Source organism: Nonomuraea sp. NPDC003707 (assembly GCF_053587055.1).
Genome location: NZ_JBSFNK010000002.1, coordinates 416,906 through 440,003 on the forward strand (window position 1 = coordinate 416,906; position 23,098 = coordinate 440,003).

24 protein-coding genes are annotated in these 23,098 nt (G+C 71.0%); 12 read left to right on the forward strand and 12 right to left on the reverse strand.

What is annotated here, in order from left to right:
• Positions 1-1,209 carry an L-talarate/galactarate dehydratase gene (locus tag ACWDRB_RS05975; RefSeq protein WP_449892011.1) on the forward strand — a complete coding sequence of 403 codons (1,209 nt, stop codon included), beginning with the start codon at positions 1-3 and terminating at the stop codon, positions 1,207-1,209.
• Between the two features lie 10 nt (positions 1,210-1,219).
• On the forward strand, positions 1,220-1,936 hold the full coding sequence (locus ACWDRB_RS05980) for a FadR/GntR family transcriptional regulator (protein WP_192792423.1): 717 nt from the start codon (positions 1,220-1,222) through the stop codon (positions 1,934-1,936).
• A gap of 177 nt (positions 1,937-2,113) precedes the next feature.
• Here the strand turns inward: ACWDRB_RS05980 and ACWDRB_RS05985 are convergent, their stop codons facing one another.
• Genes ACWDRB_RS05985 through ACWDRB_RS06005 form a run of 5 tightly spaced genes read right to left on the reverse strand, consistent with a single transcriptional unit; the run spans position 2,114 to position 6,840 of the window.
• Positions 2,114-3,385, reverse strand: coding sequence for a glucarate dehydratase family protein (locus ACWDRB_RS05985; protein WP_449892012.1), 1,272 nt, complete (start codon positions 3,383-3,385; stop codon positions 2,114-2,116).
• A complete protein-coding gene (locus tag ACWDRB_RS05990) occupies positions 3,382-3,777 on the reverse strand; it encodes a universal stress protein (RefSeq protein WP_350726569.1) in 396 nt (131 codons plus the stop codon). Before ACWDRB_RS05990 ends, ACWDRB_RS05985 begins: the two co-directional genes overlap by 4 nt.
• Positions 3,774-5,294 carry a tripartite tricarboxylate transporter permease gene (locus tag ACWDRB_RS05995; RefSeq protein WP_449892014.1) on the reverse strand — a complete coding sequence of 507 codons (1,521 nt, stop codon included), beginning with the start codon at positions 5,292-5,294 and terminating at the stop codon, positions 3,774-3,776. The genes ACWDRB_RS05990 and ACWDRB_RS05995 overlap by 4 nt, the downstream gene beginning before the upstream one ends.
• 9 nt (positions 5,295-5,303) lie before the next feature.
• The gene (locus tag ACWDRB_RS06000; protein WP_350726573.1) at positions 5,304-5,810 is read right to left on the reverse strand and encodes a tripartite tricarboxylate transporter TctB family protein; all 507 of its coding nucleotides are present in this window, start codon (positions 5,808-5,810) and stop codon (positions 5,304-5,306) included.
• A gap of 22 nt (positions 5,811-5,832) precedes the next feature.
• Positions 5,833-6,840 carry a tripartite tricarboxylate transporter substrate binding protein gene (locus ACWDRB_RS06005; protein WP_449892015.1) on the reverse strand — a complete coding sequence of 336 codons (1,008 nt, stop codon included), beginning with the start codon at positions 6,838-6,840 and terminating at the stop codon, positions 5,833-5,835.
• Positions 6,841-6,975: 135 nt separating this feature from the next.
• On the opposite strand from ACWDRB_RS06005, the gene ACWDRB_RS06010 reads away from it, so the two are divergent.
• The 4 genes from ACWDRB_RS06010 to ACWDRB_RS06025 all read left to right on the forward strand — a co-directional run bounded on the left by ACWDRB_RS06010 (position 6,976) and on the right by ACWDRB_RS06025 (position 11,183).
• Positions 6,976-7,962, forward strand: a complete 987-nt coding sequence (locus ACWDRB_RS06010) for a LysR substrate-binding domain-containing protein (protein WP_449892017.1) — start codon at positions 6,976-6,978, stop codon at positions 7,960-7,962.
• A gap of 63 nt (positions 7,963-8,025) precedes the next feature.
• Complete coding sequence (gene kdgD / locus ACWDRB_RS06015; RefSeq protein ID WP_355192065.1) at positions 8,026-8,940, forward strand: 5-dehydro-4-deoxyglucarate dehydratase; 915 nt, start codon at positions 8,026-8,028, stop codon at positions 8,938-8,940.
• A 6-nt stretch (positions 8,941-8,946) separates the two neighbouring features.
• Positions 8,947-10,269 carry an enolase C-terminal domain-like protein gene (locus ACWDRB_RS06020; RefSeq protein ID WP_449892018.1) on the forward strand — a complete coding sequence of 441 codons (1,323 nt, stop codon included), beginning with the start codon at positions 8,947-8,949 and terminating at the stop codon, positions 10,267-10,269.
• Between the two features lie 56 nt (positions 10,270-10,325).
• The gene (locus tag ACWDRB_RS06025; RefSeq protein ID WP_355192069.1) at positions 10,326-11,183 is read left to right on the forward strand and encodes an NAD(+)/NADH kinase; all 858 of its coding nucleotides are present in this window, start codon (positions 10,326-10,328) and stop codon (positions 11,181-11,183) included.
• A gap of 13 nt (positions 11,184-11,196) precedes the next feature.
• Here ACWDRB_RS06025 and ACWDRB_RS06030 read toward each other — a convergent pair whose 3' ends face one another.
• Positions 11,197-12,480, reverse strand: a complete 1,284-nt coding sequence (locus ACWDRB_RS06030; protein ID WP_449892019.1) for a YibE/F family protein — start codon at positions 12,478-12,480, stop codon at positions 11,197-11,199.
• Positions 12,481-12,558: 78 nt separating this feature from the next.
• Here ACWDRB_RS06030 and ACWDRB_RS06035 point away from each other — a divergent pair, with 78 nt between their 5' ends.
• Both ACWDRB_RS06035 and ACWDRB_RS06040 read left to right on the forward strand, forming a co-directional pair.
• The gene (locus ACWDRB_RS06035; RefSeq protein WP_449892020.1) at positions 12,559-13,266 is read left to right on the forward strand and encodes a DUF72 domain-containing protein; all 708 of its coding nucleotides are present in this window, start codon (positions 12,559-12,561) and stop codon (positions 13,264-13,266) included.
• Complete coding sequence (locus ACWDRB_RS06040; protein ID WP_449892021.1) at positions 13,266-14,237, forward strand: magnesium transporter CorA family protein; 972 nt, start codon at positions 13,266-13,268, stop codon at positions 14,235-14,237. Before ACWDRB_RS06035 ends, ACWDRB_RS06040 begins: the two co-directional genes overlap by 1 nt.
• Here ACWDRB_RS06040 and ACWDRB_RS06045 read toward each other — a convergent pair.
• Genes ACWDRB_RS06045 through ACWDRB_RS06055 form a run of 3 tightly spaced genes read right to left on the reverse strand, consistent with a single transcriptional unit; the run spans position 14,215 to position 17,683 of the window.
• Positions 14,215-14,694 (reverse strand): DUF1850 domain-containing protein, encoded by a 480-nt coding sequence (locus ACWDRB_RS06045; protein ID WP_449892022.1) that lies wholly within the window; start codon positions 14,692-14,694, stop codon positions 14,215-14,217. The two genes, ACWDRB_RS06040 and ACWDRB_RS06045, sit on opposite strands and share 23 nt — an antisense overlap.
• A 38-nt stretch (positions 14,695-14,732) precedes the next feature.
• Complete coding sequence (locus ACWDRB_RS06050) at positions 14,733-15,680, reverse strand: TAXI family TRAP transporter solute-binding subunit (RefSeq protein WP_355192077.1); 948 nt, start codon at positions 15,678-15,680, stop codon at positions 14,733-14,735.
• Positions 15,677-17,683, reverse strand: a complete 2,007-nt coding sequence (locus tag ACWDRB_RS06055) for a TRAP transporter permease (RefSeq protein WP_449892023.1) — start codon at positions 17,681-17,683, stop codon at positions 15,677-15,679. Before ACWDRB_RS06055 ends, ACWDRB_RS06050 begins: the two co-directional genes overlap by 4 nt.
• Positions 17,684-17,940: 257 nt before the next feature.
• On the opposite strand from ACWDRB_RS06055, the gene ACWDRB_RS06060 reads away from it, so the two are divergent.
• A complete protein-coding gene (locus tag ACWDRB_RS06060; protein WP_449892024.1) occupies positions 17,941-18,912 on the forward strand; it encodes a response regulator transcription factor in 972 nt (323 codons plus the stop codon).
• Here ACWDRB_RS06060 and ACWDRB_RS06065 read toward each other — a convergent pair whose 3' ends face one another.
• Entirely contained in the window at positions 18,913-19,356 is a 444-nt protein-coding gene (locus tag ACWDRB_RS06065; RefSeq protein WP_355192081.1) for an ATP-binding protein, read from the reverse strand.
• A 175-nt stretch (positions 19,357-19,531) separates the two neighbouring features.
• Here ACWDRB_RS06065 and ACWDRB_RS06070 point away from each other — a divergent pair, with 175 nt between their 5' ends.
• The 3 genes from ACWDRB_RS06070 to ACWDRB_RS06080 all read left to right on the forward strand — a co-directional run bounded on the left by ACWDRB_RS06070 (position 19,532) and on the right by ACWDRB_RS06080 (position 21,692).
• Positions 19,532-19,999 (forward strand): adenylyltransferase/cytidyltransferase family protein, encoded by a 468-nt coding sequence (locus tag ACWDRB_RS06070; RefSeq protein WP_449892025.1) that lies wholly within the window; start codon positions 19,532-19,534, stop codon positions 19,997-19,999.
• 301 nt (positions 20,000-20,300) lie between these two features.
• Complete coding sequence (locus ACWDRB_RS06075; protein ID WP_449892026.1) at positions 20,301-20,888, forward strand: hypothetical protein; 588 nt, start codon at positions 20,301-20,303, stop codon at positions 20,886-20,888.
• Positions 20,889-20,948: 60 nt separating this feature from the next.
• On the forward strand, positions 20,949-21,692 hold the full coding sequence (locus ACWDRB_RS06080; RefSeq protein WP_449892027.1) for a DUF427 domain-containing protein: 744 nt from the start codon (positions 20,949-20,951) through the stop codon (positions 21,690-21,692).
• A gap of 10 nt (positions 21,693-21,702) precedes the next feature.
• Here the strand turns inward: ACWDRB_RS06080 and ACWDRB_RS06085 are convergent, their stop codons facing one another.
• The gene (locus tag ACWDRB_RS06085) at positions 21,703-22,305 is read right to left on the reverse strand and encodes a TIGR03086 family metal-binding protein (protein WP_449892028.1); all 603 of its coding nucleotides are present in this window, start codon (positions 22,303-22,305) and stop codon (positions 21,703-21,705) included.
• 56 nt (positions 22,306-22,361) lie between these two features.
• Entirely contained in the window at positions 22,362-23,015 is a 654-nt protein-coding gene (locus ACWDRB_RS06090) for a TetR/AcrR family transcriptional regulator C-terminal domain-containing protein (protein ID WP_364246927.1), read from the reverse strand.
• Positions 23,016-23,098: the final 83 nt, after the last annotated feature.

Genomic DNA, 23,098 nt, shown 5'->3' on the forward strand with positions numbered 1-23,098 from the left:
ATGGGTGACCGTGTCGCGTCGGTGCGGTTCGGGCATTACGCCGTGCCGCTGGCGCATCCGGTGAGCGACGCCAAGGTCGCGACGGGGCGCCAGCGGCCCCTGTCCCAGATCGACGTGCTGACCTGCGAGATCACGACGGACGACGGGCTCGAGGGGCTCGGGTTCTCGTACACGACGCGGGCGGGCTGCCGCGCGCAGTTCGCCCACGCGAAGGAGGTCGGGGAGAACCTCCTCGGCCGGGATCCGTCCGACGTCGGCAGGTTGTATGACGTGCTGCTGTGGGCGGGGGCGTCGGTCGGGCGTTCGGGGGTGGCCACGCAGGCGCTGGCGGCCGTCGACGTCGCGCTGTGGGACCTGAAGGCGAAGCGGGCGGGGTTGCCGCTGGCGAAGCTGCTGGGGTCCTATCGCGACTCGGTCCGGACGTACAACACCTCGGGCGGCTATCTGCAGGCTCCGGTCGAGGAGGTCAAGGAGCGGGCCCGGCAGTCGCTGAGCGACGGCATCGGCGGGATCAAGATCAAGGTGGGGCAGCCCGACACCCGGGAGGACCTGCGGCGGCTGGCCGCGGTGCGCGAGCACCTCGGTGACGACGTGCCGCTGATGGTGGACGCCAACCAGCAGTGGGACCGGGCCACGGCGCTGCGGTTCGGGCGGGCGGTGGAGGAGCTCGGGCTGGTCTGGATCGAGGAGCCGCTGGACGCCTACGACGCCGAGGGGCACGCGCAGCTGGCCGCCGCGCTCGGCACACCCATCGCCACCGGTGAGATGCTCTCCAGCGTGCCCGACCTCGTGCGGCTCATCGACCTTCGGGCCGTCGGCTTCCTGCAGCCCGACGTGCCGCGGGTGGGCGGCATCACGCCCTACCTCAAGGTCGCCGCGCTGGCCGATCACGCGCAGCTGCAGGTCGCGCCGCACTTCGTGATGGAGATCCACGTCCACCTGGCCGCGGCCTATCCGCGCGAGTCCTGGGTGGAGCACATCGAGTGGCTGTCGCCGCTGTTCGAGGAGCGGCTGGAGATCGAGGGAGGACGCATGCGCGTCCCGGACCGTCCGGGCCTCGGCCTCAGCCTCGCCGACGGGGCGGCGGCCTGGCGGCTCGATCAGGTCGAGTTCGGCGTGGCCGTGGCTGGGCGGTCCGATCGGGGCGAGTTCGGTACGGTTGCGGGCGGGCGGTCGGGGCGGGTCGAGTTCCGTGCGGACGCCGGGTAGGTTGTCAGCCGTGCCGCCAGATCAGAGGCTCGACCGCGACAGCGGGCGCGGGCTCGCGCATGAGCTCGTCGAACGGCTCAAGGAACGCATCCTCGCCGGCGAGATCGAGCCCGGCCAGAAGCTGCCGACCGAGTCCTCGCTCGTCGAGGAGTTCGGCGTGAGCCGTACGGTGGTCCGCGAGGCCATCTCGCGGCTCCAGGCGGCCGGGCTGGTCGAGACGTTCCAGGGGCGGGGCTCGTTCGTGCTGGCCTTGCCCGCCTCCACGGCCTTCTCGGTGGAGCCCTCGCAGATCCGCAGCCATCGCGACGTCCTCGACATGATCGACTTCCGGATCGGCGTCGAGTCGGAGTCGGCGGGGCTGGCCGCAGAGCGTCGCACCGATCTACAGCTGAAGGCCATCGAGCGGGCCCTGGTCGACCTCGGGCGCTCCGGCGAGCAGCCCAGCAGCGCCGTCGAGGCCGACTTCCAGTTCCATCTCAAGATCGCGCTGGCCTCGGGCAACCGGTTCTACTCCGACCTGCTGGCGTCCTTCGGGCCCATGGTGATCATGCTGCCGCGCACCCGGCTGGAGCACGCGTACACCGTCTCCAACGCCACCCACCTCACCCGCGTGACGCTGGAGCACGAGAACATCTACCGCGCCATCGCCGACCGGGACGCCGCGGCGGCGCGGGCCGCGATGCGGCTGCACCTGTCCAACTCGCGCGCCCGCCTCCAGGCCCCGTAGCCGGTCAGGGGCGGGTGGGTTCTAGCGGCGGGCGACCACCCGTAGGCATGCTGCGGCTGCGTGTGTCCCGTTCCGCGCGTCCGTCTTCGGGCTTCGTGGCGGGCGGTTGGCGGTGGGGCGGGATGCGGCTGTGCGTCCTGCCCCGCGTGCTCGTCTCCAGGCCCAGTGGTCGTCCGGTTACCAGCGGGCCGTGTTGGGGGTGAAGCCGGGCTCGACCGTGCGCATGTACGCCGTGTCCTCGCGCCCGCGCTGCCCGCACCGCACGTACTGCTCGTGCAGGGCGCCCAGCGCGTCCTCGTCCAGCTCCACGCCGAGCCCCGGCCCGGCCGGCACGGCCACGCTGCCGTCGCGGAACTCCAGCGCCCCCGGCCTGATGACCTCCTCGGTCTTCCACGGGTAGTGGGTGTCGCAGGCGTAGGTGAGGTTCGGGGTCGCGGCGGCCAGGTGGGTCATCGCGGCGAGGCTCACGCCGAGGTGGGAGTTGGAGTGCATCGACAGCCCCATCCCGAACGTCTCGCAGATGCCCCCCAGCAGGGCCGAGCGGCGCAGGCCGCCCCACAGGTGGTGGTCGGAGAGGACGACCTGCACGGCGTCCGCGGCGACGGCGGGCTTGAGGTGCTCGAAGGCGATGACGCACATGTTCGTGGCCAGGGGCAGGTCGGTGTGCTCGGCGACCCGCGCCATGCCGTCGATGCCGGGCGTCGGGTCCTCCAGGTACTCCAGGACCCCGGCCAGCCGGTGCGCCACCTTGATCGAGGTGTCCACGGTCCAGGCGCCGTTGGGGTCGATGCGCAGGGCATGAGAGGGGAAGGCGGCGGCCAGCGCCTCGACGGTCTCGACCTCGTGGCCGGGCTCGAAGACACCGCCCTTGAGCTTGATGGCGGTGAAGCCGTACTCGTCGACCATCCGCCGGGCCTGGGCGACCATCTGCTCGGGCGTGACGCCCTCGCCCCACGAGTCCTCGTCCTGGCCCGGGTGACCGGCCCACTTGTAGAACAGGTACGCGGAGAACGGCACCCGGTCGCGTACGGCGCCGCCGAGCAGGTCGCTGACCGGGCGGCCGAGCGTCCTGCCCTGCAGGTCGAGCAGCGCCACCTCGAAGGGCGCGGCCACGGTGTCCACGGCGCTGGAGACCTCCAGCATCCCGCCGAAACTCGCGCCCGCGCCGCCGGTGGAGCGGCCGAGCGTCTCCTCGACGACCCGGCGCAGCCCGTGGACGTCGAACACGTCCAGGCCGGGCAGCGCGGCGGCCACGGCGTCGAGCCGGTCGAGATGGGCCTGGTCGGCGTACGTCTCGCCCAGCCCCACCAGCCCCGAGTCGGTGTGCACCTGGACGATCGCGCGCAGCACGAACGGCTGGTGGACGCCGACGACGTTGAGGAGGGGCGGGTCGCGGAAGGCGACCGGCGTGACCGAGACGCGGCTGATCCGCCCGCCGTCAAGAGTCATCGGGGTGCCTTCACCGTCAGCACCGGCACGCTGGCCTCCATGAGGATGCGCTGCGCCTCGCTGCCCAGGATGAACTTGCCCACCAGCGACCGGTGCCGCAGCCCGATGACGATGAGGGTGCCGCCCGTCTCCTTGACGAGCTCCTCGAACGTCTCCGGCAGGTCGTCGTCGTGGAGCGGCTGGCGTACCTCGGCGTCCACGCCGGCGGCCCGCGCCCGGGCGAGCAGCGCGGTCGAGGCGTCGTCGTCGATCTTGTGCTCGTCGACGGGGGCGCCGCGGCGCGGGGAGTTCACGATGATCACGCGCTCGGAGCGCAGCGCGCCCTCGCGCAGGCCCGCGTCGACCGCGGCCTCGCCCTCGGGGGTGGGCAGGTAACCGACGAGGATCGTCATGGCGTCTTCTCCTCAACTGGAACGCGTTCCGCGGCGGCGGTCTTGCGGCGTACGGCTTTGCGGATGAGCGGCAGGACGGCGACGAGCACCACCAGGGCGAGCACCGTGCCGGAGATCGGGCGGGTGAGGAACCCGGTCGGGTCGCCGCCGAAGATGAGCAGCGCCTGGCGCGACGAGTTCTCGATCATCGAGCCGAGGACGAACGCGAGCACCAGCGGCCCGGGCTCGAACCCGAACTTCTTCATCAGGTAGCCCAGCAGGCCGAAGGCGATGACCAGGAAGATGTCGTACACGTTGTTGTTCACGGTGTACGCGCCGAGCAGCGTGATGAGCACCGTGATCGGGGCCAGGATGGCGGGACGCACCCGAAGGATCTTCACGAAGACGCCGACCATCGGGATGCTCATGATGAGCAGCAGGATGTTGCCGATGTACATCGAGTTGATGACGCCCCAGAAGACGTCGGGGTGCTCGGTGACGAGCTGCGGCCCCGGCTGGATGCCCTGGATGAGCAGCGCCCCGAACATCAGCGCCATCGTCGCGTTCGCCGGGATGCCCAGCGTCAGCAGCGGGATGAACGACGACGTGGCGGCGGCGTTGTTGGCGGTCTCGGGGGCGGCCACGCCCTCGACGGCGCCCTTGCCGAAGCGTTCGGGCTGCTTGGCGCGGCGCTTCTCGAAGGCGTACGCCGCCAGCGAGGACAGCACCGCGCCGCCGCCGGGCAGGACGCCCAGCACGAACCCGATGACCGAGCCGCGCCCGATCGCGCCCTTGGCCTGGCCGAGGTCCTGGCGCGACGGCCACACGTTGCCGACCTTGGCCGGCGCGTGCACCTGGTTGTGCCGCTCCTCGAGGTTGTAGAGGATCTCGCTGAGGCCGAACAGGCCCATGGCGATCGGGATGAAGTCGATGCCCTCGGCGAGGTTCAGGCTGTCGAAGGTGAACCGCTCGGCGCCGGTGAAGGTGTCGCGGCCGACGGTCGCGATGAGCAGGCCGACGCAGGCCGCGATGATCGCCTTGAGCTTGTTGCCGTTGCCGACCGAGGAGATCAGCAGCACGCCGAGCACGCCCAGCGCCGCGTACTCGGGCGGGCCGAAGTCGAGCGCGAAGCCGGCGACGACCGGAGCCAGGATCGTCAGGCCGATGATCGAGACGGTGCCGCCGACGAAGGAGCCGATGGCGGCGATGCCGAGCGCGGTGCCCGCCTTGCCCTGTCTGGCCAGGGCGAACCCGTCGAAGACGGTCACGACGGAGGACGCCTCGCCGGGGAGGCGGAGCAGGACCGAGGTGATAGTCCCGCCGTACTGGGCGCCGTAGAAGATGCCGGCCAGCATGATGATCGCGGAGACCGGCCCGATGCCGTACGTGATCGGCAGCAGGATGGCGATCGTCGCGCCGGGCCCGAGGCCGGGCAGCACGCCGATGAGCATGCCGATGATCACGCCGATGAGGCAGTAGAGCAGGTTGGCCGGCTCCATGACGACGCCGAAGCCGTTGAGGATGGGGGAGATGTCCATGGGGTCTTCTCAGATGAGGCGCGGGAGCGGGACCTGGAGCAGCACGACGAAGAGCAGGTAGAACGCCGCCACCGTCAGCACGCTGACCACGATGGAGGTGCGCCACGACTCTTTGCCCAGCCAGCGCAGCCAGACGAACACCAGCAGCAGGGAGGGGATCTCGAAGCCGATCAGCGGCAGCAGCCAGGCCAGCATGATGAGCGTCACCAGGCCGGCCGCGGTGAGCAGGCTCGCCTTCGAGAACCGCTCGGTGTCCTCGAGCTTGCGGCCGGTGACGACGAGCACCGCCGACAGCACGACGATGACGACGCTGATGGCGAAGGGCCACAGGCCGGGGCCCGGCTGGGTCATGCGGCCGAGCCCGAGCGCGAGGGAGCCGATCGCCCCGGCGACGCCGACCGCCAGCGCCACCAGGGCCGCCGAGATCTGCGAGAGAGGGCCGGCGTGCGGTGGCCGGGTGTCGTCGGCGACCTCAGGGCCGGACTCGAGAGGGCCGGCCTCAAGAGGGTCAGACATGGACATGCTCGCTCCTAGGGGACTATCCGGCCAGGCTGATGCCGTACTTGCTCAGCTGCTCCTTGTACGTGGCGGTGTCCTTCTGCAGGGAAGAGAGCACCTCCTGCGGGGAAACCTCCATCGGGGTGAGCGAGTTGTCCTCGTTGAACTTCTTGTACTCCGGCGTGGCGAACGTCTTCTTCGCCGACTCCAGCAGGCGGGTCTTGACGTCCTCGGGCGTGCCCTTGGGCGCGGTCAGGAAGCGGTACTGCGTCACCAGGACGTCGAAGCCCTGCTCCTTGGCCGTCTTCACGTCCGGCAGGAAGGGGATGCGCTGGTCGGAGAAGACCGCGAGCGGGACGAGCTTGCCGGCCTTGATGTTCTCGATGGCCTCGCCGATCTGCATGGTGGAGACGTCCACCTGGTTGCCCAGCAGGGCGGTCAGCGCGGGGGCGCCGCCGTCGAAGGGCACGGCCGTGGCCTCGATGCCGGCGGTCTTGAAGGTCAGCGCGGAGGCGAGCTGGGCGCCCGTGCCGACGCCGGTCGTGCCGTAGCGGATGGTCTTGCCGGCCTTCTTCATGTCCTCGATGGACTTGTAGCCGGACTGGGAGTTGGTCGCCATGACGTAGTCGTCACGCGAGACGCCGGTGATGACGTCGAACGAGTCGATCTTCGTGGCCTCGGCGGGGGAGACCGTGAGCGGCGTGATGGTGAACAGGGACGCGTTCTGGACGGCGATCTTGTAGCCGTCGGCCTTCGCGGCCTGGAGCTCCTTGGCGTTGAGCGCGCCGTTCGCGCCGGGCTTGTTGAGCACCGGGGCGGAGACGCCGAGGTCCTTGCCCATGCCCTGGGCCAGCGCCCGGGTGATGAGGTCGGTCGAACCGCCCGCGGACGCGCCGACGCTGAACTCGATGTTGCCCGTCGGATATTTACCGTCACCGCCGCCGGAGGACGTGGTCTTGACGCCACCGCACGCCGTCAGCGCGAGCGCGGCGGCGCCGCCGATGACACCCGCGAGAAGGCGGCGGCGGGTCGTCCGTGATGTCGGCATGGACTTCTCCTTATGTGCGAGCGGCGTCTATGGAGGTTACGGGGTTGTTTCCGCTCTGTAGTCTCCGGAGACTAGGGACCTGCCTCGATGCCTGTCCAGGCTCAATTCGGTATCAGGTGATACTCTGCGGGCATCATGCTAACACTGGATCAGATCCGGGCATTCGTGGCGGTCGCCGAGGAGCTCCACTTCGGCCGCGCCGCCGATCGGCTACGCATGACGCAGCCGCCGCTCAGCCGCCACATCCAGAAGTTGGAGCGCGCGATCGGCGTGACCCTCCTGGAACGCGACAACCGGCGCGTCGTGCTCACCGACGCCGGGCGCGGCTTCCTGGAGGACGCGCGGCGCATGCTCTCCCTCGTCGACACCGCGGGCGACCGGGCCCGCCGCATCGCCAAGGGCGCCACGGGCACCGTACGGCTCGGCTTCACCGCCGTCTCGGCCATCAGCATGCTCGGCACGATCCTGCGCCGCCTCACGGAGCAGCTGCCGGAGATCGACGTCATCCTCCACGAGCGGGTGACCGCCGGGCAGGTGGACGGCATCCTGCGCGGCGAGCTCGACCTGGGCCTGGCCCGCCCGCCCTTCGACATCGCCACGCTCGACTCCCGCGTGGTCTTCCGCGAGCCGCTGTGTGCCGTGGTCCCCCTCGGCCATCCGCTGGCCGGCCTGGGCCGGCCGCTCGCGCCCGACGACTTCGACGGCCTGCCGGTCATCAGCTACAACCCCGTGCAGTCGCGTTACTTCCACGAGCTGACCGTCCGCTTCCTCACCAACGCCCACCCCAGGATCGAGCAGCAGGTGCACCAGATCCTCACCGCCGCCCTGCTCGTGGCCGCCGGCCGGGGCGTGGCGCTGGCGCCGGCCAGCGCCCGCTCGCTCGGCATCGACGGCATCGTCTTCTGCGACCTGATACGGGGCGGCGGCGATCCGCTCGACGAGGGGGACGGCGTCGCGGGCAAGCCGGTGGAGCTGCACGTCATCTGGGACCGCGGCTCCACCAACCCCGCCCTGTGGCGCGTTCTGGAGCTGCTGCCCGACCCCGGGCGTCACGATGCTCGTTCGGTATCGCCAGATACAGAATCGGGCTTGGACAGGAATCCACCCTCCTTCCTAGCCTGACGGCATCAACCTTTACCGGCGGTGCGGGGGATCCCACGGGCCGCGTGTCAACAGAGGACGGTCATGCCGAATTTCTCGCCCCAGGAGCTCGCCGCCCAGCTCAAGAGCGGCCTGCTGTCGTTCCCTGTCACCCATTTCACGCAGGAGCTGGAGTTCGACGAGGCGGGTTACCGTGACCACCTGTCCTGGTTGAGCGCGTATCCCGTGGCCGGGCTGTTCGCCGCGGGCGGCACCGGCGAGGGCTTCTCGCTCACCCCCGCCGAGATCGACCGGGTGGTGCGGGCGGCGGTCAGCGAGGTGAACGGCAGGCTGCCGGTCGTGGCCCCCGCCACCGGCGGCACCGCGAACGCCGTCGCGCAGGCCCAGGCCGCCGAGGCCGCCGGGGCCGACGGGCTGCTGCTCATGCCCCCCTACCTCACGGAGGCCGGGCAGGCGGGCCTGGTGGAGCACGTCTCCGCGGTGTGCCGCGCCACCGACCTCGGTGTGATCGTCTACAGCCGGGCCAACGCGATCCTGAACGACCGCTCCGTCGAGGCCCTGGCCGACCGCAACCCGAACCTCGTCGGGTTCAAGGACGGCGTCGGCAGCATCGAGCACCTCACCCGCATCTACGCCACCGTCGGCGACCGCCTGGCCTACATCGGCGGCCTGCCCACGGCCGAGACGTTCGCGCTGCCGCTGCTGCAGCTCGGCATGAGCACGTACTCCTCGGCGATCTTCAACTTCGTCCCGCAGTACGCGCTCGACTTCTACGCCGACGTCCGCGCCCAGAACCGGGACGCCGTCTACCGGCGGATCAAGGAGTTCGTGATCCCGTACCTGGACATCCGCGACCGGCAGAAGGGGTACGCCGTCTCGATCATCAAGGCGGGCCTGGCCGCCGTCGGGCGCCCGGCGGGCCCCGTCCGGCCGCCGCTGCAGAACCTCACCGACGGTGAGTCCGCCGAACTGGCCGCCCTCATCAACAAGATCAGCTAGGGCGCCATGTCTCCCACCATCCAGCGCGTCGAGGTCGTCCCGGTGGCCGGGTACGACAGCATGCTGCTCAACCTCAGCGGCGCCCACGGCCCCTTCTTCACCCGCAACGTCGTCATCACCACCGACTCCGACGGGCGCACCGGCCTCGGTGAGGTGCCCGGCGGCGAGGCGATCCGGAGGACCGTCGAGGAGGCGGGCGCGCTGCTGGCCGGCGAGCCCGTGGCCCGGTACCGCAGCCTGCTGCGGTCGGTGTCCGAGCGGTTCGCCGGCCGTGACGCGGGCGGGCGCGGCGCCCAGACCTTCGACCTGCGCACCACCGTGCACGCGGTCACCGGCCTGGAGTCCACCCTGCTCGACCTGCACGGCCAGTACCTGGGCCTGCCGGTGGCCGACTTGCTCGGCGAGGGCCGTCAGCGGGACCGGGTGCCGATGCTGGGCTACCTCTTCTACGTCGGCGACCCGGGCAGGACCGACCTGCCCTACCGGGTGGACGACGCGGGAGAGGACCGCTGGTCGCGGCTGCGCCGCCAGGAGGCGCTCACACCCGACGCGGTGGTCGCGCTGGCCGAGGCCGCCCAGGAGCGTTACGGCTTCGCCGACTTCAAGCTCAAGGGCGGGGTGCTGACGGGCGAGGAGGAGATCGAGGCGGTCACGGCGCTGGCCCGCCGCTTCCCCGAGGCACGCGTCACCCTCGACCCCAACGGCGGCTGGCTGCTCGCCGACGCCGTACGGCTGTGCCGCGGGATGGGCGGCGTCCTGGCCTACGCCGAGGACCCGTGCGGGGCCGAGGGCCGCTTCTCCAGCCGGGAGACGATGGCCGAGTTCAGGCGGGCCACCGGGCTGCCCACCGCGACGAACATGATCGCCACCGACTGGCGGGAGATGGCCCACGCCGTACGCGCCGGCGCGGTGGACATCCCGCTGGCCGACCCGCACTTCTGGACCATGGCCGGGTCGGTCCGCGTCGCCCAGCTCTGCCACGACTTCGGGCTGACCTGGGGCTCTCACTCCAACAACCACTTCGACATCTCGCTGGCGATGTTCACCCATGTCGGGGCGGCGGCCCCGGGGGAGATCACGGCGCTGGACACGCACTGGATCTGGCAGGACGGCCAGGCCCTGACGACCAGCCCGTTCCGGATCACGGACGGCGCGATCGAGGTGCCGACGACCCCCGGGCTCGGCGTCGAGCTCGACCGCGCGGCCCTGGCCGAGGCCCACGAGCTCTACCTGCGCCACGGCCTCGGCGCCCGCGACGACTCCGTGGCCATGCGGTATCTGGTGAAGGACTGGGTCTTCGACCCGAAGCGCCCCTGCCTCGTCCGCTGACGACTTCGGCAGGTCCCTGCCGACAGGCCCATGGCGGCTGGCCTAGTGTTGGCCTCATGGGCATGGTCGGTACGGTCGGGCTGGTGCTGCATCCACGGCGCGACTCGAAGAAGGCGATAGACACCATCCTGCGCTGGGCCGGTGACAAGGGCGCCACCGTGCTCGGGCTGCCCGAGGAAGTGGGGCGGATCGACTGCTCCGCCGTGGCCGTGGACGCCGAGGCCCTCGTCGAGCGGGCCGACCTGCTGGTCGGGCTGGGCGGCGACGGCACGATGCTGCGGACCATGCGGCTGCTGGCCGGTCGGCCCACCCCCATCCTGGGGGTCAACCTCGGCAAACTCGGCTTCCTGGCCGAGATCGACGTGGACGAGCTGGCGGACACACTGTCGGCCATCGACGCCCACCGCTACACGATCGAGCCGCGCATGGCGATCAAGAGCCGGCTCGGCGGCGCGGACGTGACCGCGTTCAACGACATCGCGCTGGTCCGGATCCCCGGCGAAGGGCTGGCCGCGATCGCCGTCACCCCGGCGGGCAGCGACTTCGTGCGTTTCGCGGCCGACGCGGTGATTGTGGCGACCTCCACGGGCTCGACCGCCTACAGCTTCTCGGCCGGCGGTCCCATCGTGTCGCCCCGGGTGGAGGCGGTGCTGGTGGTGCCCGCCGCCGCCCACTCGTCGTTCAACCGGGCGCTGGTGCTGCCCGCCGACGAGGAGGTCACGCTGGAGGTGCTGCCCACCAGCGGGCGGCTGGCGGTGGAGGTCGACGGGGCCGTGGTGACCCACCTGTGCCCCGGCGACACCGTCACCGTGGCCGCGTGGCCGGGGGCGGCGAAGGTCGTACGACTGGGCACCACGTTCTACGAGCGGGCCCGGCGGAAGCTGCGGGTGGACGGCAGCGCCGAAGCCCTCTGACGGGCGGCCGCGATCAGGTGCGCGTCCGCCGGCGGTGCCGGGCCGGGCGCTCGCCCGGGTGTTGGGCGGGGTCGTGCTGGTGGGCGTGCGGCGTGAAGAAGCTCTCCTGCGCGTCCCGTCGGGCGGGAGGCTCCTGGGCGTCCTCCTCCGGGTGGTGGCGGGAGGCCGTCAGGGCCGCCAGCGCCGTGGTGATGGGCACGGCGGCGATGAGCCCCAGCGTGCCGACGATGCTGCGGACGATCTCCTGGGCGATGACCGGCGTCGTCAGCACGTCACCCAGCGGCTGCTGCCCGATGCTGAACAGCAGCAGCAACGGCAGCGACGCCCCCGCGTACGCCAGGATGATCGTGTTGATCACCGACGCGATGTGCGCCCGGCCGATGCGGCCGGCCGCCCGGTAGAGGCGGGCGAAGCCGTAGGAGGGGTTGGCGTGGGCCAGCTCGGCCACCGTGACCGCCTGGGTGACCGTGACGTCGTCGAGCACCCCCAGCGCGCCGATGATGATGCTGGCCAGCAGCAGGCCCTGGGTGTCGATCTTCAGGCTCATGTCCAGCGCCAGCGCGCTGTCGTCGGTGACGCCGTTGAGCCGGGCGAAGCCCAGCGCCCCGTACGACAGCAGGCCCGTCAGCGCCAGGCTGGCCAGCGTGCCCAGCACGGCCATCGACGTGGCCAGCGAGAAGCCGTGCGTGAGGTAGAGGACCAGCAGCATGATCGCCGAGGCCCCCACGATGGCCACCAGCAGGGGCGGCTCGCCCTCCAGGATGCCGGGGATGACGAACGTCAGCAGCAGCACGAACGTCACCGCCAGCCCCACCAGCGCCGTCACCCCGCGCCAGCGGCCGAAGGCGATGACCGCCAGCGCGAAGGCCGCCCCGAACAGCCACAGTGGCGTCGACCGGTCGTGGTCGGAGATCTGGTGCTCGCCGTCCGCGTCGCGCAGCAGGATCACGTCGTCGCCCGCGGCGAAGTGCTGGGCCCCGGGCCCGCTGGGCAGCCGGAGCGTGACGGTCTGGCCGCCCTCGACGCGGACGTCGGCGTTGCCGCAGGTGGCCGGGTCGGGCTGGGGTGCGCCTTCCGAGGCGGCGGGGCACTTCTTGAGCGTGACACCGGTGATCGTCCCCGTGACCCGCTGCACGCCGGACTGCTCACCGGACTGGGCGGTGCCGGTGCTCACTTTCCCGTCCGGCCAGAGCCACAGCAGGCCGGCGAGGGTGATGATCGCCAGCGGCACGAGCACGGCCAGACCGGCCATCACCGTACGCCGGGAGCTGGGGGGATGCCCGTGATCGGCGCCCATCGAAGCCCTCTCTGATGCCACTGTCTTCCTCGGCTGAAGACAGTACTGCACCCCGGCCCGCTGGGTAGGCGTAAAAGCATGTCGTGGCTGGTGGGCACTTCGGGGTGGCAGTACAAGGACTGGCGTGGGGTGCTCTATCCGCAGGACGTCCCGCAGCGGCTCTGGCTGGAGGAGTACGCGGCCGAGTTCCCGACCGTCGAGAGCAACAACGCGTTCTACCGGCTGCCGAGCCCCGAGACGTTCGCGGCCTGGCGGGACCGCACGCCGGACGGGTTCGTGATGGCGGTCAAGGCCAGCAGGTTCCTGACCCACATCAAGCGGCTGGCCGACCCCGAGGAGCCGGTGGGGCGCCTGATGAGCCGCGCATCGGAGCTGAAGGACAAGCTCGGGCCGGTCCTGCTGCAGCTGCCGCCCACGCTGAAGGCCGACGCGGACCGGCTCGACCGATGCCTGGGCTGCTTCCCGGCGGGCGTCCGGGTGGCCGTGGAGCCGCGGCACGAGTCGTGGTGGACGGAGGACATCCGGGAGCTGCTGAGCGCGCACGAGGCCGCGCTGTGCTGGGCCGACCGGCTGGGAAAGCCGCAGAGCCCGCTCTGGCGCACGGCGGACTGGGGTTACGTGCGCCTGCACGAGGGGCCGTCCGGCTGGTCGTACGGCGATACCGCGTTGAAGACGTGGGCGAAGCGCCTGCATGAGGCGGGCTGGCGGGACGTCTACGTCTATTTCAACAACGATCCTGGGGGAGCGGCTGTGCGTAACGCGAGGCGATTTGCCAGACTCGGCTAGTGCACACACGTCTGTACAGGAACGGCGCCCTCGAGAAGGAAGGCTTCCCGATCGAGGAGGTCTCCGACTATGTGGAGGATCCCGGCAACACGGTCTGGTTCGACCTGTGCTGCCCCTCGCCGGGCGACCTCGGCGTGATCAGTGAGGAACTGGGGCTGCACGAGCTGGCGGTCGAGGACGTGTTGTCCGACCATCAGCGGCCGAAGGTCGATATATACGACAATCACTTGTTCATCACCGTTTACGGGGTGCACTTCGACGACGGGCAGCTCGACCCCGTCGAGGTGAACATCTTCGTCACCAGGAACGCCCTGGTCACCGTCCGCGAGAACGACCACTTCGACATCCGCGACGTGGTCAAGCGCTGGGACGCCAACACCCGGCTGGCCGGCCACGGCGTGTCGTTCCTGCTGCACGGGCTGCTCGACTACGTGGTCGACAGCCAGTTCGACCTGGTGCAGGACCTCGACGCGCAGGCGGAGGCGCTGGAGGAGTCGCTGTTCGACGAGGACGGCCCCCATGACGGCAGGGCGCTGCAGCGCAGGATGTACGAGCTGCGCAAGGTCACCGCCCGGCTCCGCAAGATCTCGATGCCGATGCGCGAGGTGGTCGGCACCCTGCTCCACCGCGACCAGGACTTCATCGCCGAGCCCGCCATGGTCCCCTACTACCAGGACGTCAACGACCACGTGCAGCGCGTGGCGGAATGGGTGGAGACCATCCGCGACATGCTCGCGAACGCCCGCGAGACCCGCCTCGCCCAGCAGGGCTTCCGGCTGAACGAGATCATGAAGCGGCTCACCAGCTGGGCCGCGATCATCGCCGTGCCCACCGCGATCACCGGCTACTACGGGCAGAACGTGCCCTACCCGGGTGAAGGGCAGCCGTGGGGGTTCTGGATCTCCACGATGCTGGTGGCCGGCCTGTCGGTGATGCTGTACGTGGTGTTCAAGAAGAAGGACTGGCTGTGAGCGCCCTCGGGGCCCATCGCAGCGCGGCCAGGTCGTAGGGCGGGCCGCAGGGCCCGCTCCGCGCGTCCGGCCGCTCCTCCACGGCCAGCCGCACCCGCGCGGCGCCGGCCGCCGGAAACAGGGGCAGGCAGCGGCCGCCCGAGATGAGGGTACGGCGGCCGATCGACGTGGTGAGCAGGGACAGCTCCTCGTACGTGGCGGGCACGGCCAGGCGCAGCACCCACATGCCCTCCGGGGTCCGCACCCGCGTCCCGTCGAGCGCGTAGTACTCCAGCACGCTCTCGTTGGTCGAGACGACCGCCCGCATGGTGAACCGGCGGCCCTCCACGGTGAACACCTCCGCGGAGGGCGCCCGGTAGATCGAGTGCACGTACCCGATCGAGAAGGCGCCCGCGACGACGGGCAGGCCGTTCACGGTGAGGAGGCCGGCGCTCCCGCCGGAGCAGAGCGCCGCCACCACTGTGAGCGCCGTCGCGAGGGCCGCGAGCAGCCTCGTCAGGCCTTTTCCTTGTAGTAGCGGGCCGCGCCCGGGTGCAGCTCGACCGGCGCCACCTGCTGGCCCAGCATGACGTCGAGCTTCTTGGCCTCCGGATGCACGGCCGCCAGCTCGGCCTTCTTCTCGAACAGGGTCTTGGTGATGTCGTAGGCGAGCTGGTCGCTCATCTTGTCGGGCACCAGCAGCACGTTCGCGATGCCGACGGTCTTGATCGAGCCGGACAGCTTGTAGAGGGACAGGTCCACGTCGAGGCCGACGTACTGCTGGCCGTACGTCGACTGCATCGTCGTCAGCACGTCGCTCGTGTCGAGCACCTTCACGTCCGGCTTGCTCGTGGCCAGGTCGGTGATGCCGGCCGTGGGCAGGCCGCCGACCCAGAAGAACGCGTCGATCGTGCCGTCCTTGACGGCCTGCACCGACTCGTTGATCGACAGCTGCTGCTTGGTGATGTCGTTGTCCGGGTTGATCCCGGCCGCCTGAAGGACCCGCCTGGCCACGACCTGGGTGCCGGAGTTGGCCGGGCCGAGCGAGACGCGCTTGCCCTTCAGGTCGGCCACCTTGGCGGCCCGGACGCCGGGCGCGACGACGAGCTGCGTGTAGTTGTCGTAGATGCGGGCGATGGCCTTGATGGGCTGCTTCGCGGTGAAGGTGTCCTTGCCGTTGACCGCGTCGGCCGCCGTGTCGGACTGGGAGAAGCCGATGTCGGCCTTGCCGGAGGCGAGCAGCTTGATGTTCTCGACGGAGGCCGAGGTGACCGACGCCGTGGCCTGGGTGTTGGGGATGTTGGCCGACAGCAGCTTGGCCAGGCCGCCGCCGTACACGTAATAGACGCCCGTCGTGCCGCCCGTGGCGATCGACAGCCGGTTGCCGGATCCGCCCGCGCCACCTCCGCCGCAGCCGGCCGCGGTCAGGACGGCGACGGCCACTATCGCAAAGATCCGCTTCACGCTGGGTCCCTTCTCCTGCTTCTGACGAGGTGCACGGCTACGGCCACGGCCAGGACGGCCAGACCGGCGACGATGGGAACGGGTTCGAGGAAGAGCAGCAGCACCGCGGCGATCGCCGCGAGCGCGCGCTCGGGCCATCCGCTCATGCCGCCGGTCGCCAGCGCGAGGGCCGCCACGGCGACGGCCGAGACGGCAGTCATCAGCAGCACGGTGCCGATCGGCCCCTGCCCGAGCAGCGCCTGCCCGTTGGGCGTCAGCACGAAGGCGAACGGCACCAGGAACGCCGGCAGCGTGTAGCGCCAGGTCATCATCATCGTCTTGTACGTGTTGCCGCCGGTGATCGCCGCCGCCGCGACCGCGGACAGCGCCGTGGGCGGGCTCACCTCCGACAGGACCGCGTAGTAGAAGACGAACATGTACGCCTCGGCCTGCGTCACCCCGAGCGTCGTGAGCGCCGGGCCGATGATCACCGCGGCGATGATGAAGCTCGCGGTCACCGGCACGGCCAGGCCCAGCAGCATGACCGCGATGCCGGACATGAGCGTGGTCAGCACGAGGTTGCCCGCGGCGAAGTCCACGATGATCGCGCTGAGGTTGAGGCCGAGGCCGGTCTGCGTGATGACGCCGACGATGATGCCCGCCGCGGCGCACACCGCCGTCACCGGCAGCACCTCCAGCGTGCCCTTGGCCAGTGCCTGCCCGACGCGCTTGGGGCCCATGCGGTGCCGCGGGTCGAGGAACGACAGCGCGAACGCGATGGCCGTGGCGATCACCACGGACTGGAACGCCGAGCGGTCCAGCGCCATCAGCACGATGATGAGGATGAGCGAGCTGAAGTGGTAGCCGAAGCGCAGCAGCAGCTTGCCCGCCTTGGGCGCGTCCACCTGCACGGCGTGGGTGCTGAAGCGGCGCGAGTCGATCTCGATGGCCAGGAAGATGCCCAGGTAGTACAGGAGCGTGGGGATCGTCGCGTACAGGAGCACCTCGAGGTAGCTGACCCTCAGGTACTCCGCGATGATGAACGCCGCCGCGCCCAGCGTGGGTGGCGACAGGATGGCGCCGATGCCGCCGGCCGCGAGGATGCCGCCCGCCGGCTCCTTCGGGTAGCCGGCCCGCCGCAGCACCGGCCAGGCGACGCTGCCCAGGCTGACCGTGGTGGCCACGCCGGAGCCCGACACGGTGCCGAGCAGGAAGCCGGCCGTGGTGACGGTACGGCCGGGGGCGGCGCGGGACTTGCGGAAGGCGGCGAAGCTCAGGTCGATGAAGAACTTGCTCGCGCCCGAATAGTCGAGCACGGCGCCGTAAATCGTGAAAAGGATGATGTAACTGGCGGCCACTTGCATGGGGACGCCGAAGAAGCCCTCGGTGCCGGTGTAGAGCTGGGACACGATTTGGCCGAGGTCGAAGCCGCGGTGCCCGATAGTCCAGTCAATCGGCAAATATGCGCCGTAATAGGCATAAATCAGGAAAACTATGCAGATGACGGTCAGGGACCAGCCGACGGTGCGCCGTACCGCCTCCAGGAGCAGCACCGTCAGCGCCAGGCCCGCCACGACGTCGAGGTCCGTCAGCGCGGCGCCGGAGCCCCGATTGCGGAACCCGTCGATGTCGAGCAGCGGATAGACCAGCACGGCCAGCGAGGCGGCGGCGAGCAGCCAGTCGGCCACGGACGGCCGCTCGGACCGCCGCGTCCCTTCCGGCTCGCCGTCTGCCGGTGTTTCAGGGGGCGGGCTCGCGGCGGTGCCGCGCCGGAACAGCCGCGGCAGGAATGACGACCAGCCCGACCGATAGCAGAGGAAGACCAGCGGTAGCGCCACCGCCAGGAACGTCATCCGGTGTTCCAACGCCTCCACCGGCCGGAACACCACCACCAGCGAATAGACCGACAGCAGCCCGCCCACGATCCACACGCCGAGCCGCAGAGGCCCGCCGAGTTGCCGCGCCGGGCGTTCCTGTTCGTGCGCGGAAACAAGCTCGGCCTCACGGTCGCTCAGCTCGGTCAAGACACGTCCTCCCCCGACACGGCGTTGCAGCGGACTTTACGAGCCGGTTATGCGCGGAGGGAAGGGGCCGTTATCTATTCGATCTCCAAGCCTCGGAACAAAGGTCGCGAATCCGCTCGCCGCCCGGGGTGGCCCCGATCCCGGCGCCTGGGCCCGCCCTTGGCCGGCGGCGGTGGGCCCCTCACCGGGGCGTCCGGGTGCTCGTGAAAAAAAGTTTCAAGAAGACCTCAAGGTTTGGCAAATGATATAAAGGCTCGGTGGCCGAGATCACCCTTGACGTCCGCCAGCTCCAGGCGTTCGCCGAGGTCGGCTACCAGGTCGCGGCCAGCGGCGGCGCCCACGCGGCGATGGCGGCGCTGCGCCGGGTGGTCCCGGTGGACGCCTACGAGTTCGTCGCGTTCGATCCGGCCACGGGGCGGCACCACAGCGTCGTGTCCGACGGCCACCGCCGCATCGACCACGACGCGGCCGAGGAATACGCGGGACTGGAGGCGTGCCGCAGGGCCATCGCCACCCGCGCGCCGGTGATCATGCCGGAGCCGGGCACCGCACGCTACTTCCGGCGCCACCTCGCCCCCTACGGCTGGCGGGCGGGGCTGACGGCGCCGCTGTTCCTGAGCGAGGGCCGCTACACGGGGCTGCTCCACCTGGCCACGAAGGACTCCTTCCCCCGGCTCACGGGCGCGCTGGTCGTCGCGATCAGCCCGATGCTCGCCCACGTCACCGACCTGACCAGGTGCGTCATCGACCCGGTCGGGCTGCCGCCGGACTTCCGGGCGGTGGCTTTCGACCGAGTGGGGACGCGGCGCCAGGTGCCGGGCCACGAGGCGTCGGCCGTGCTGCGGGAGGATCCGGCGATGGCGGCGTTCGCCCGGGCGTTCATCGACTCGCGGGAGCTGAGCAGGCACGGGCTCTGGCTCGACCGCAAGGGGCGATGGCACGAGCTGCGGCTGCTCCGGGCCGGGGTCGGGTTCCAGGGGGCGCTCCAGGGCGTGGTGGTGGCCGAGCGGCCGTGTCCGCTGCCGTACGACCTGACGGGGCGCGAGGTGGACGTGCTCACCCGGGTGGCGGCCGGCGACTCCAACCCGCAGATCGCCGCCGCGCTGGTGCTCAGCGTCCGCACCGTGACGACCCACCTGGAGCACATCTTCGCCAAGCTCGGCTGCGACAGCCGTACCCGCCTGACCACCAAGGCCCTCGCCGAGGGCCTGTGCCGCCTGGACGTCTAGTCAGACGGCCATCCCGGCCGAGAGGTGGGACCATAGGAGCTCGAACCAGACCGTCGTCGTGCCGTCCTCGCGGGTGAAGCCCCAGCGGTGGCTGAGCGCCTCGATCAGCGGCAGGCCGCGCCCGCTGGTGGACTGCGCGCTCGTACGGCACACGCACGGCGGCCCGTCGGACCCGGCGTCCGACACGAGCACCCGCACCGCCGTCTCCGAGCTGCTCACGGTCACCGTGAACGAACCGCCCGCCCCGGACCTGGTGTGCAGGATCGCGTTCGTGGCCAGTTCGCTGGTGAGCAGTGCGGCGTCGTCGTACAGGGGATGGTCGCGGCCGAGCGCGGCCGTCACGAGCCCCCGGGCCCTGGCCACCTGCGACGGCACGCCCGGGAGCCGGGCCACGAGATCACGGGAGTCGCCTCCGTCGACGCTGTGAAAGTCCGGCGGTGCCACGGCGACCTCCCCCAAATCCGGTGACGTTATGAGACGCGCTGACAGGGGGCCGGAGATTATCGCGAAAAGGTAGGAATGACCTTGCCCGAGGTCGGCTGCACGACCGCGGACGCCGACCGAGTACGCTGCGATCGACGAGTCGTCTAGGCCTATAGGGGAGAGCGTGGGAGGTCGCGTGAGCAGCCTGGAGGCCGTCTGGGTGCAACCGTACGACCAAGTGGGGGCGGCGGTCGTGACCGGCGTCTTCGACATCCTGCACGTCGGCCACGTGCGCTACCTGGGCGCGGTGGCCGACCGCGGCCTGCCGCTGGTCGTCGGCGTGGAGGACGATCCCCGGGTGCGGGCCTGGAAGGGGCCGAGCCGCCCGCTCAACCCGGCGGAGGAGCGGGCCGAGGTGCTGGCCGCGCTCCGCTTCGTGACCGGCGTCTTCATCGTGACGGGGCCGCCCGAGGCGCACGGGCCGGAGGACTACATCGACCTCCTGGCCCCGATGCGGCCGGGGGCGCTCGCGCACACGGCCGGCGACCCGCACGCGGGCGCCCGCGCGGCGGCGGCGGCGATCCTGGGGACCGAGTGCTGGGAGATGGCCTCCATCCCCGGCCGCTCCACCACCCGGATCGTGAACGCGGCCGGCAAGGGCTGACAACCGGCCCCTTCGCGCCCGCCGGTCCCACCACCGCTGCCCACGCCACCAAGCGCACCGTCCTTCACGGGCCGCGTCCGGATGCGACCCGCATGACGAGCGGTGCCGCGCTCGCGACGGTGCTGTGCCCGTGATGGAGATGCGCCCCCGGGGAAGCCGTGCCGGGACGACGTCGCGCCTGCGGCGGTGCCGCGCATGAGGGGCGACGGATCCGTGACGCCACCGGCCCCTCGAAGGGGCCGCGGGTGGGGTGGAAGAGGTGGGTGGGGTGGGCGGGCATGATCGCGTACTCTTTCGTGACATGACAGCCGACCTGGTGGCGAAGCGTGTGACGAACCTTCTGGCACCCCAAGTGCTGGTGATCGCCATGCCGCCCGTCGTCGGCCTGCTGGCCCAGGGATGGGGCGGCGCGGCATGGGGTCTGGTGGCCTCGGCGATCTGCGGCGGCGTGCCGGCGGCGGTGATCGCGGCCGGCGTGCGCACAGGCCGTCTTGACTCCCACCACATCGTGGACCGGGCCCGCCGCACCGGCCCCCTGCTCGCCGCCGTGGCGGCCGTGCTGGTCGCGCTGGCGTTGCTGGTGGTGATGGGCGCCCCGACCCTGCTCGTCGCCACCGTGACCGCGATGCTGGTCGCGCTGGCCGTCACCGTGCCGGTGACGCTGCGCTGGAAGATCTCCTTTCACGCCGCCGTCTCGGCGGGCACGGTCGTCGTGTTCGCGCACGTCCTGCCCGCCTGGCCGGCCGCGACCGCCGGAGCCGCCGTCGTCGCGCTGGTGTGCTGGGCACGCGTACGCCTCACGCACCACACCTGGCCCCAGGTCATCGTCGGAGCGGTGGCCGGCACGGCCGCGACGTGGGCGACGCTGGCCGCGTTCGGACTGAGCTGAGCCCCGGCCGCCCGCACGCAGGACCGGAATAGCGGTGCCGCGTCCGGGGTTGGCGGTGACATGGATGTCACGAACCGCGGCCGGGTACGCGTCGAGCCCACGGCCAAGCGTGTGAGGACCTATCTCGGCGGCCGGGTGGTGGCCGACTCCACCTCCGCCCTCCTGGTGTGGGAGGTCCCGTACTACCCCACCTACTATTTCCCGGCGGCCGACGTGGACGAGTCCGCGCTCAAGGCCACCGGCGCGACCAAGCACTCCCCGAGCAGGGGAGACGGCCTGGTCCACACCGTCACCTCGGGCACGGCGGAGGCGGCCGACGCCGCGCTCGTCTATTCCGACTCGCCGCTGGAGCAGATCCGCGGCCACGTCCGCTTCGAGTGGGACGCCATGGACGCCTGGTTCGAGGAGGACGAGGAGGTCTACTTCCACCCGCGCGACCCGTACACGCGGGTGGACGTCCTGGCGAGCTCGCGCCACGTGCGGGTCGAGGTGGACGGCGTGACCGTGGCCGACTCCCGCAGCCCGCGCATCCTCTTCGAGACGGGCCTGCCCGCCCGCTACTACCTGCCGAAGACGGACGTACGGCTCGACCTGCTGGAGCACACCGACACCGCCACCCACTGCCCCTACAAGGGCACGGCGGAATACTGGACGGTCAACGGCCAGAAGGACCTGGCCTGGTCGTACCGCACGCCGCTGCCGGAGAGCGCGAAGGTCGCCGGACTGATCGCGTTCTACAACGAGAAACTCGACATCTACGTGGACGGCGAGCTCCAGGAGCGCCCGAAGTCGAAGTTCTCCTGATCCGCCGCGGTCAGGAGGAGGGGGTCCAGCGCGGGTCGCGGCCGAGGTAGCGCAGGAGCGCCGCCACGTCGTCGTCGCCCGGCTCCGCCTCCAGCGCCGGGGCGTACGCGCCCCAGGCGCGCAGCGGCTCGACGATCTCCATGGCCACCTTCAGCAGGGGCCTGGCCAGCTCCGGCATGAGCGGCGAGGCCTGGCCGGTCGCGACCGCGATGTCCCAGGCGTGCACGGCGGCGTCCAGCGCGCACGCCGTCGAGCCGGACCACGGCGACATCTTGTGCGGCGGCACCGGCGTCGGCACCTCGACGGCGCTGCGGTCGACGCCCGCCCATGCCCGGGCCGAGCGGACCAGCGCGTCCTCGGTGAAGGCCGTCGGGTCCGTCTCCGGCGCGCCCGACGGCTCGAACGGGTTGAACGTGGGGCCGGGCTCGCCGGTCAGCGCGGCGGCGAAGCCGATCTGGTCGCCGACCGCGTGCTGGAGGACCTGGGTGACGTTCCAGGCCGCGCAGGGCGTCGGCAGCTGCCAGGCCCCGGCCGGCACGGCGCCGACGACCCGGCGCAGCGCCTCGTGCGAGCCGTCGAGGATGTCCCAGCCGCTGACAGTGGTGTCGCTCATTGGTGAGCCCCCTTTCGTGGTGCTTTCAGCATAGCAGAACGGAATGCTTTGTTCCACTATTTGGGGGCCTCGGCCGCCAGGCCGTGGATCAGCATGTTCAGGGCCTGCTCGAAGTCCGCCAGGGGGTCCACGCCCTCCCGGGTGCTCCGCAGCAGCCTGCTGAAATGGGGCAGTCGTGCCGGATCCATCTCGCGTACGTACGCGCTGACCCCCTGCTCGCCCGCGTGCACGCCGGGATCGCCGGTGAACCCGCCCGTCGACAGTACCAGCGACCCGAACACCAGGCTGTTCACGGCGGTCAGCGCCCGCCATGCGCCCAGGTCGTCGAACCCCGCCTGGAACAGCGCCCCCACCAGCGCGTCGAGCGGCTCCAGCGCCCGTACGGAGGTCGGGTTGGACTGGTCGGTGACCAGCGCGAGCGGCACCGCCGGATGGCGGCTGAACACCCGGTACATGCTCAGCGCCACCTCGCGCACCTGCTCCTGCCACGGCAGCGCCGGGTCCGGCCGCTCGACCTGCTCGAACACCCGCTCGGCCACGCCGTCGAGGATGTCGGCCTTGTTCGAGACGTGGTTGTAGAGGGACATCGCCTCGACGCCGAGCGCCTTGGCCAGCCGCCGCATGGTCAGGCCCTCCAGGCCCTCCTTGTCGGCCAGTTCCAGGGCCGCGTCCAGGACCCTCTCTCTGTTCAGCGGCTCCCGTCGTGCCATTCGGTGCTCCTTTCCCGGATTGACAAAGCTTACGGTGTATGTGTTCTACTTACTACGTAAGCTTACTGCGTAAGTAGAGGAGC

Bases quoted from the DNA above. Each gene is read 5' to 3' on its own strand.
- ACWDRB_RS05975 (WP_449892011.1), top strand. From the start codon at position 1: ATGGGTGACCGTGTCGCGTCGGTGCGGTTCGGGCATTACGCCGTGCCG.
- ACWDRB_RS05985 (WP_449892012.1), bottom strand. From the start codon at position 3,385: ATGACTCTTGACGGCGGGCGGATCAGCCGCGTCTCGGTCACGCCGGTC.
- ACWDRB_RS05990 (WP_350726569.1), bottom strand. From the start codon at position 3,777: ATGACGATCCTCGTCGGTTACCTGCCCACCCCCGAGGGCGAGGCCGCG.
- ACWDRB_RS05995 (WP_449892014.1), bottom strand. From the start codon at position 5,294: ATGGACATCTCCCCCATCCTCAACGGCTTCGGCGTCGTCATGGAGCCG.
- ACWDRB_RS06000 (WP_350726573.1), bottom strand. From the start codon at position 5,810: ATGTCTGACCCTCTTGAGGCCGGCCCTCTCGAGTCCGGCCCTGAGGTC.
- ACWDRB_RS06005 (WP_449892015.1), bottom strand. From the start codon at position 6,840: ATGCCGACATCACGGACGACCCGCCGCCGCCTTCTCGCGGGTGTCATC.
- ACWDRB_RS06010 (WP_449892017.1), top strand. From the start codon at position 6,976: ATGCTAACACTGGATCAGATCCGGGCATTCGTGGCGGTCGCCGAGGAG.
- kdgD (WP_355192065.1), top strand. From the start codon at position 8,026: ATGCCGAATTTCTCGCCCCAGGAGCTCGCCGCCCAGCTCAAGAGCGGC.
- ACWDRB_RS06020 (WP_449892018.1), top strand. From the start codon at position 8,947: ATGTCTCCCACCATCCAGCGCGTCGAGGTCGTCCCGGTGGCCGGGTAC.
- ACWDRB_RS06025 (WP_355192069.1), top strand. From the start codon at position 10,326: ATGGGCATGGTCGGTACGGTCGGGCTGGTGCTGCATCCACGGCGCGAC.
- ACWDRB_RS06030 (WP_449892019.1), bottom strand. From the start codon at position 12,480: ATGGGCGCCGATCACGGGCATCCCCCCAGCTCCCGGCGTACGGTGATG.
- ACWDRB_RS06035 (WP_449892020.1), top strand. From the start codon at position 12,559: ATGTCGTGGCTGGTGGGCACTTCGGGGTGGCAGTACAAGGACTGGCGT.
- ACWDRB_RS06075 (WP_449892026.1), top strand. From the start codon at position 20,301: ATGACAGCCGACCTGGTGGCGAAGCGTGTGACGAACCTTCTGGCACCC.
- ACWDRB_RS06080 (WP_449892027.1), top strand. From the start codon at position 20,949: ATGGATGTCACGAACCGCGGCCGGGTACGCGTCGAGCCCACGGCCAAG.
- ACWDRB_RS06085 (WP_449892028.1), bottom strand. From the start codon at position 22,305: ATGAGCGACACCACTGTCAGCGGCTGGGACATCCTCGACGGCTCGCAC.
- ACWDRB_RS06090 (WP_364246927.1), bottom strand. From the start codon at position 23,015: ATGGCACGACGGGAGCCGCTGAACAGAGAGAGGGTCCTGGACGCGGCC.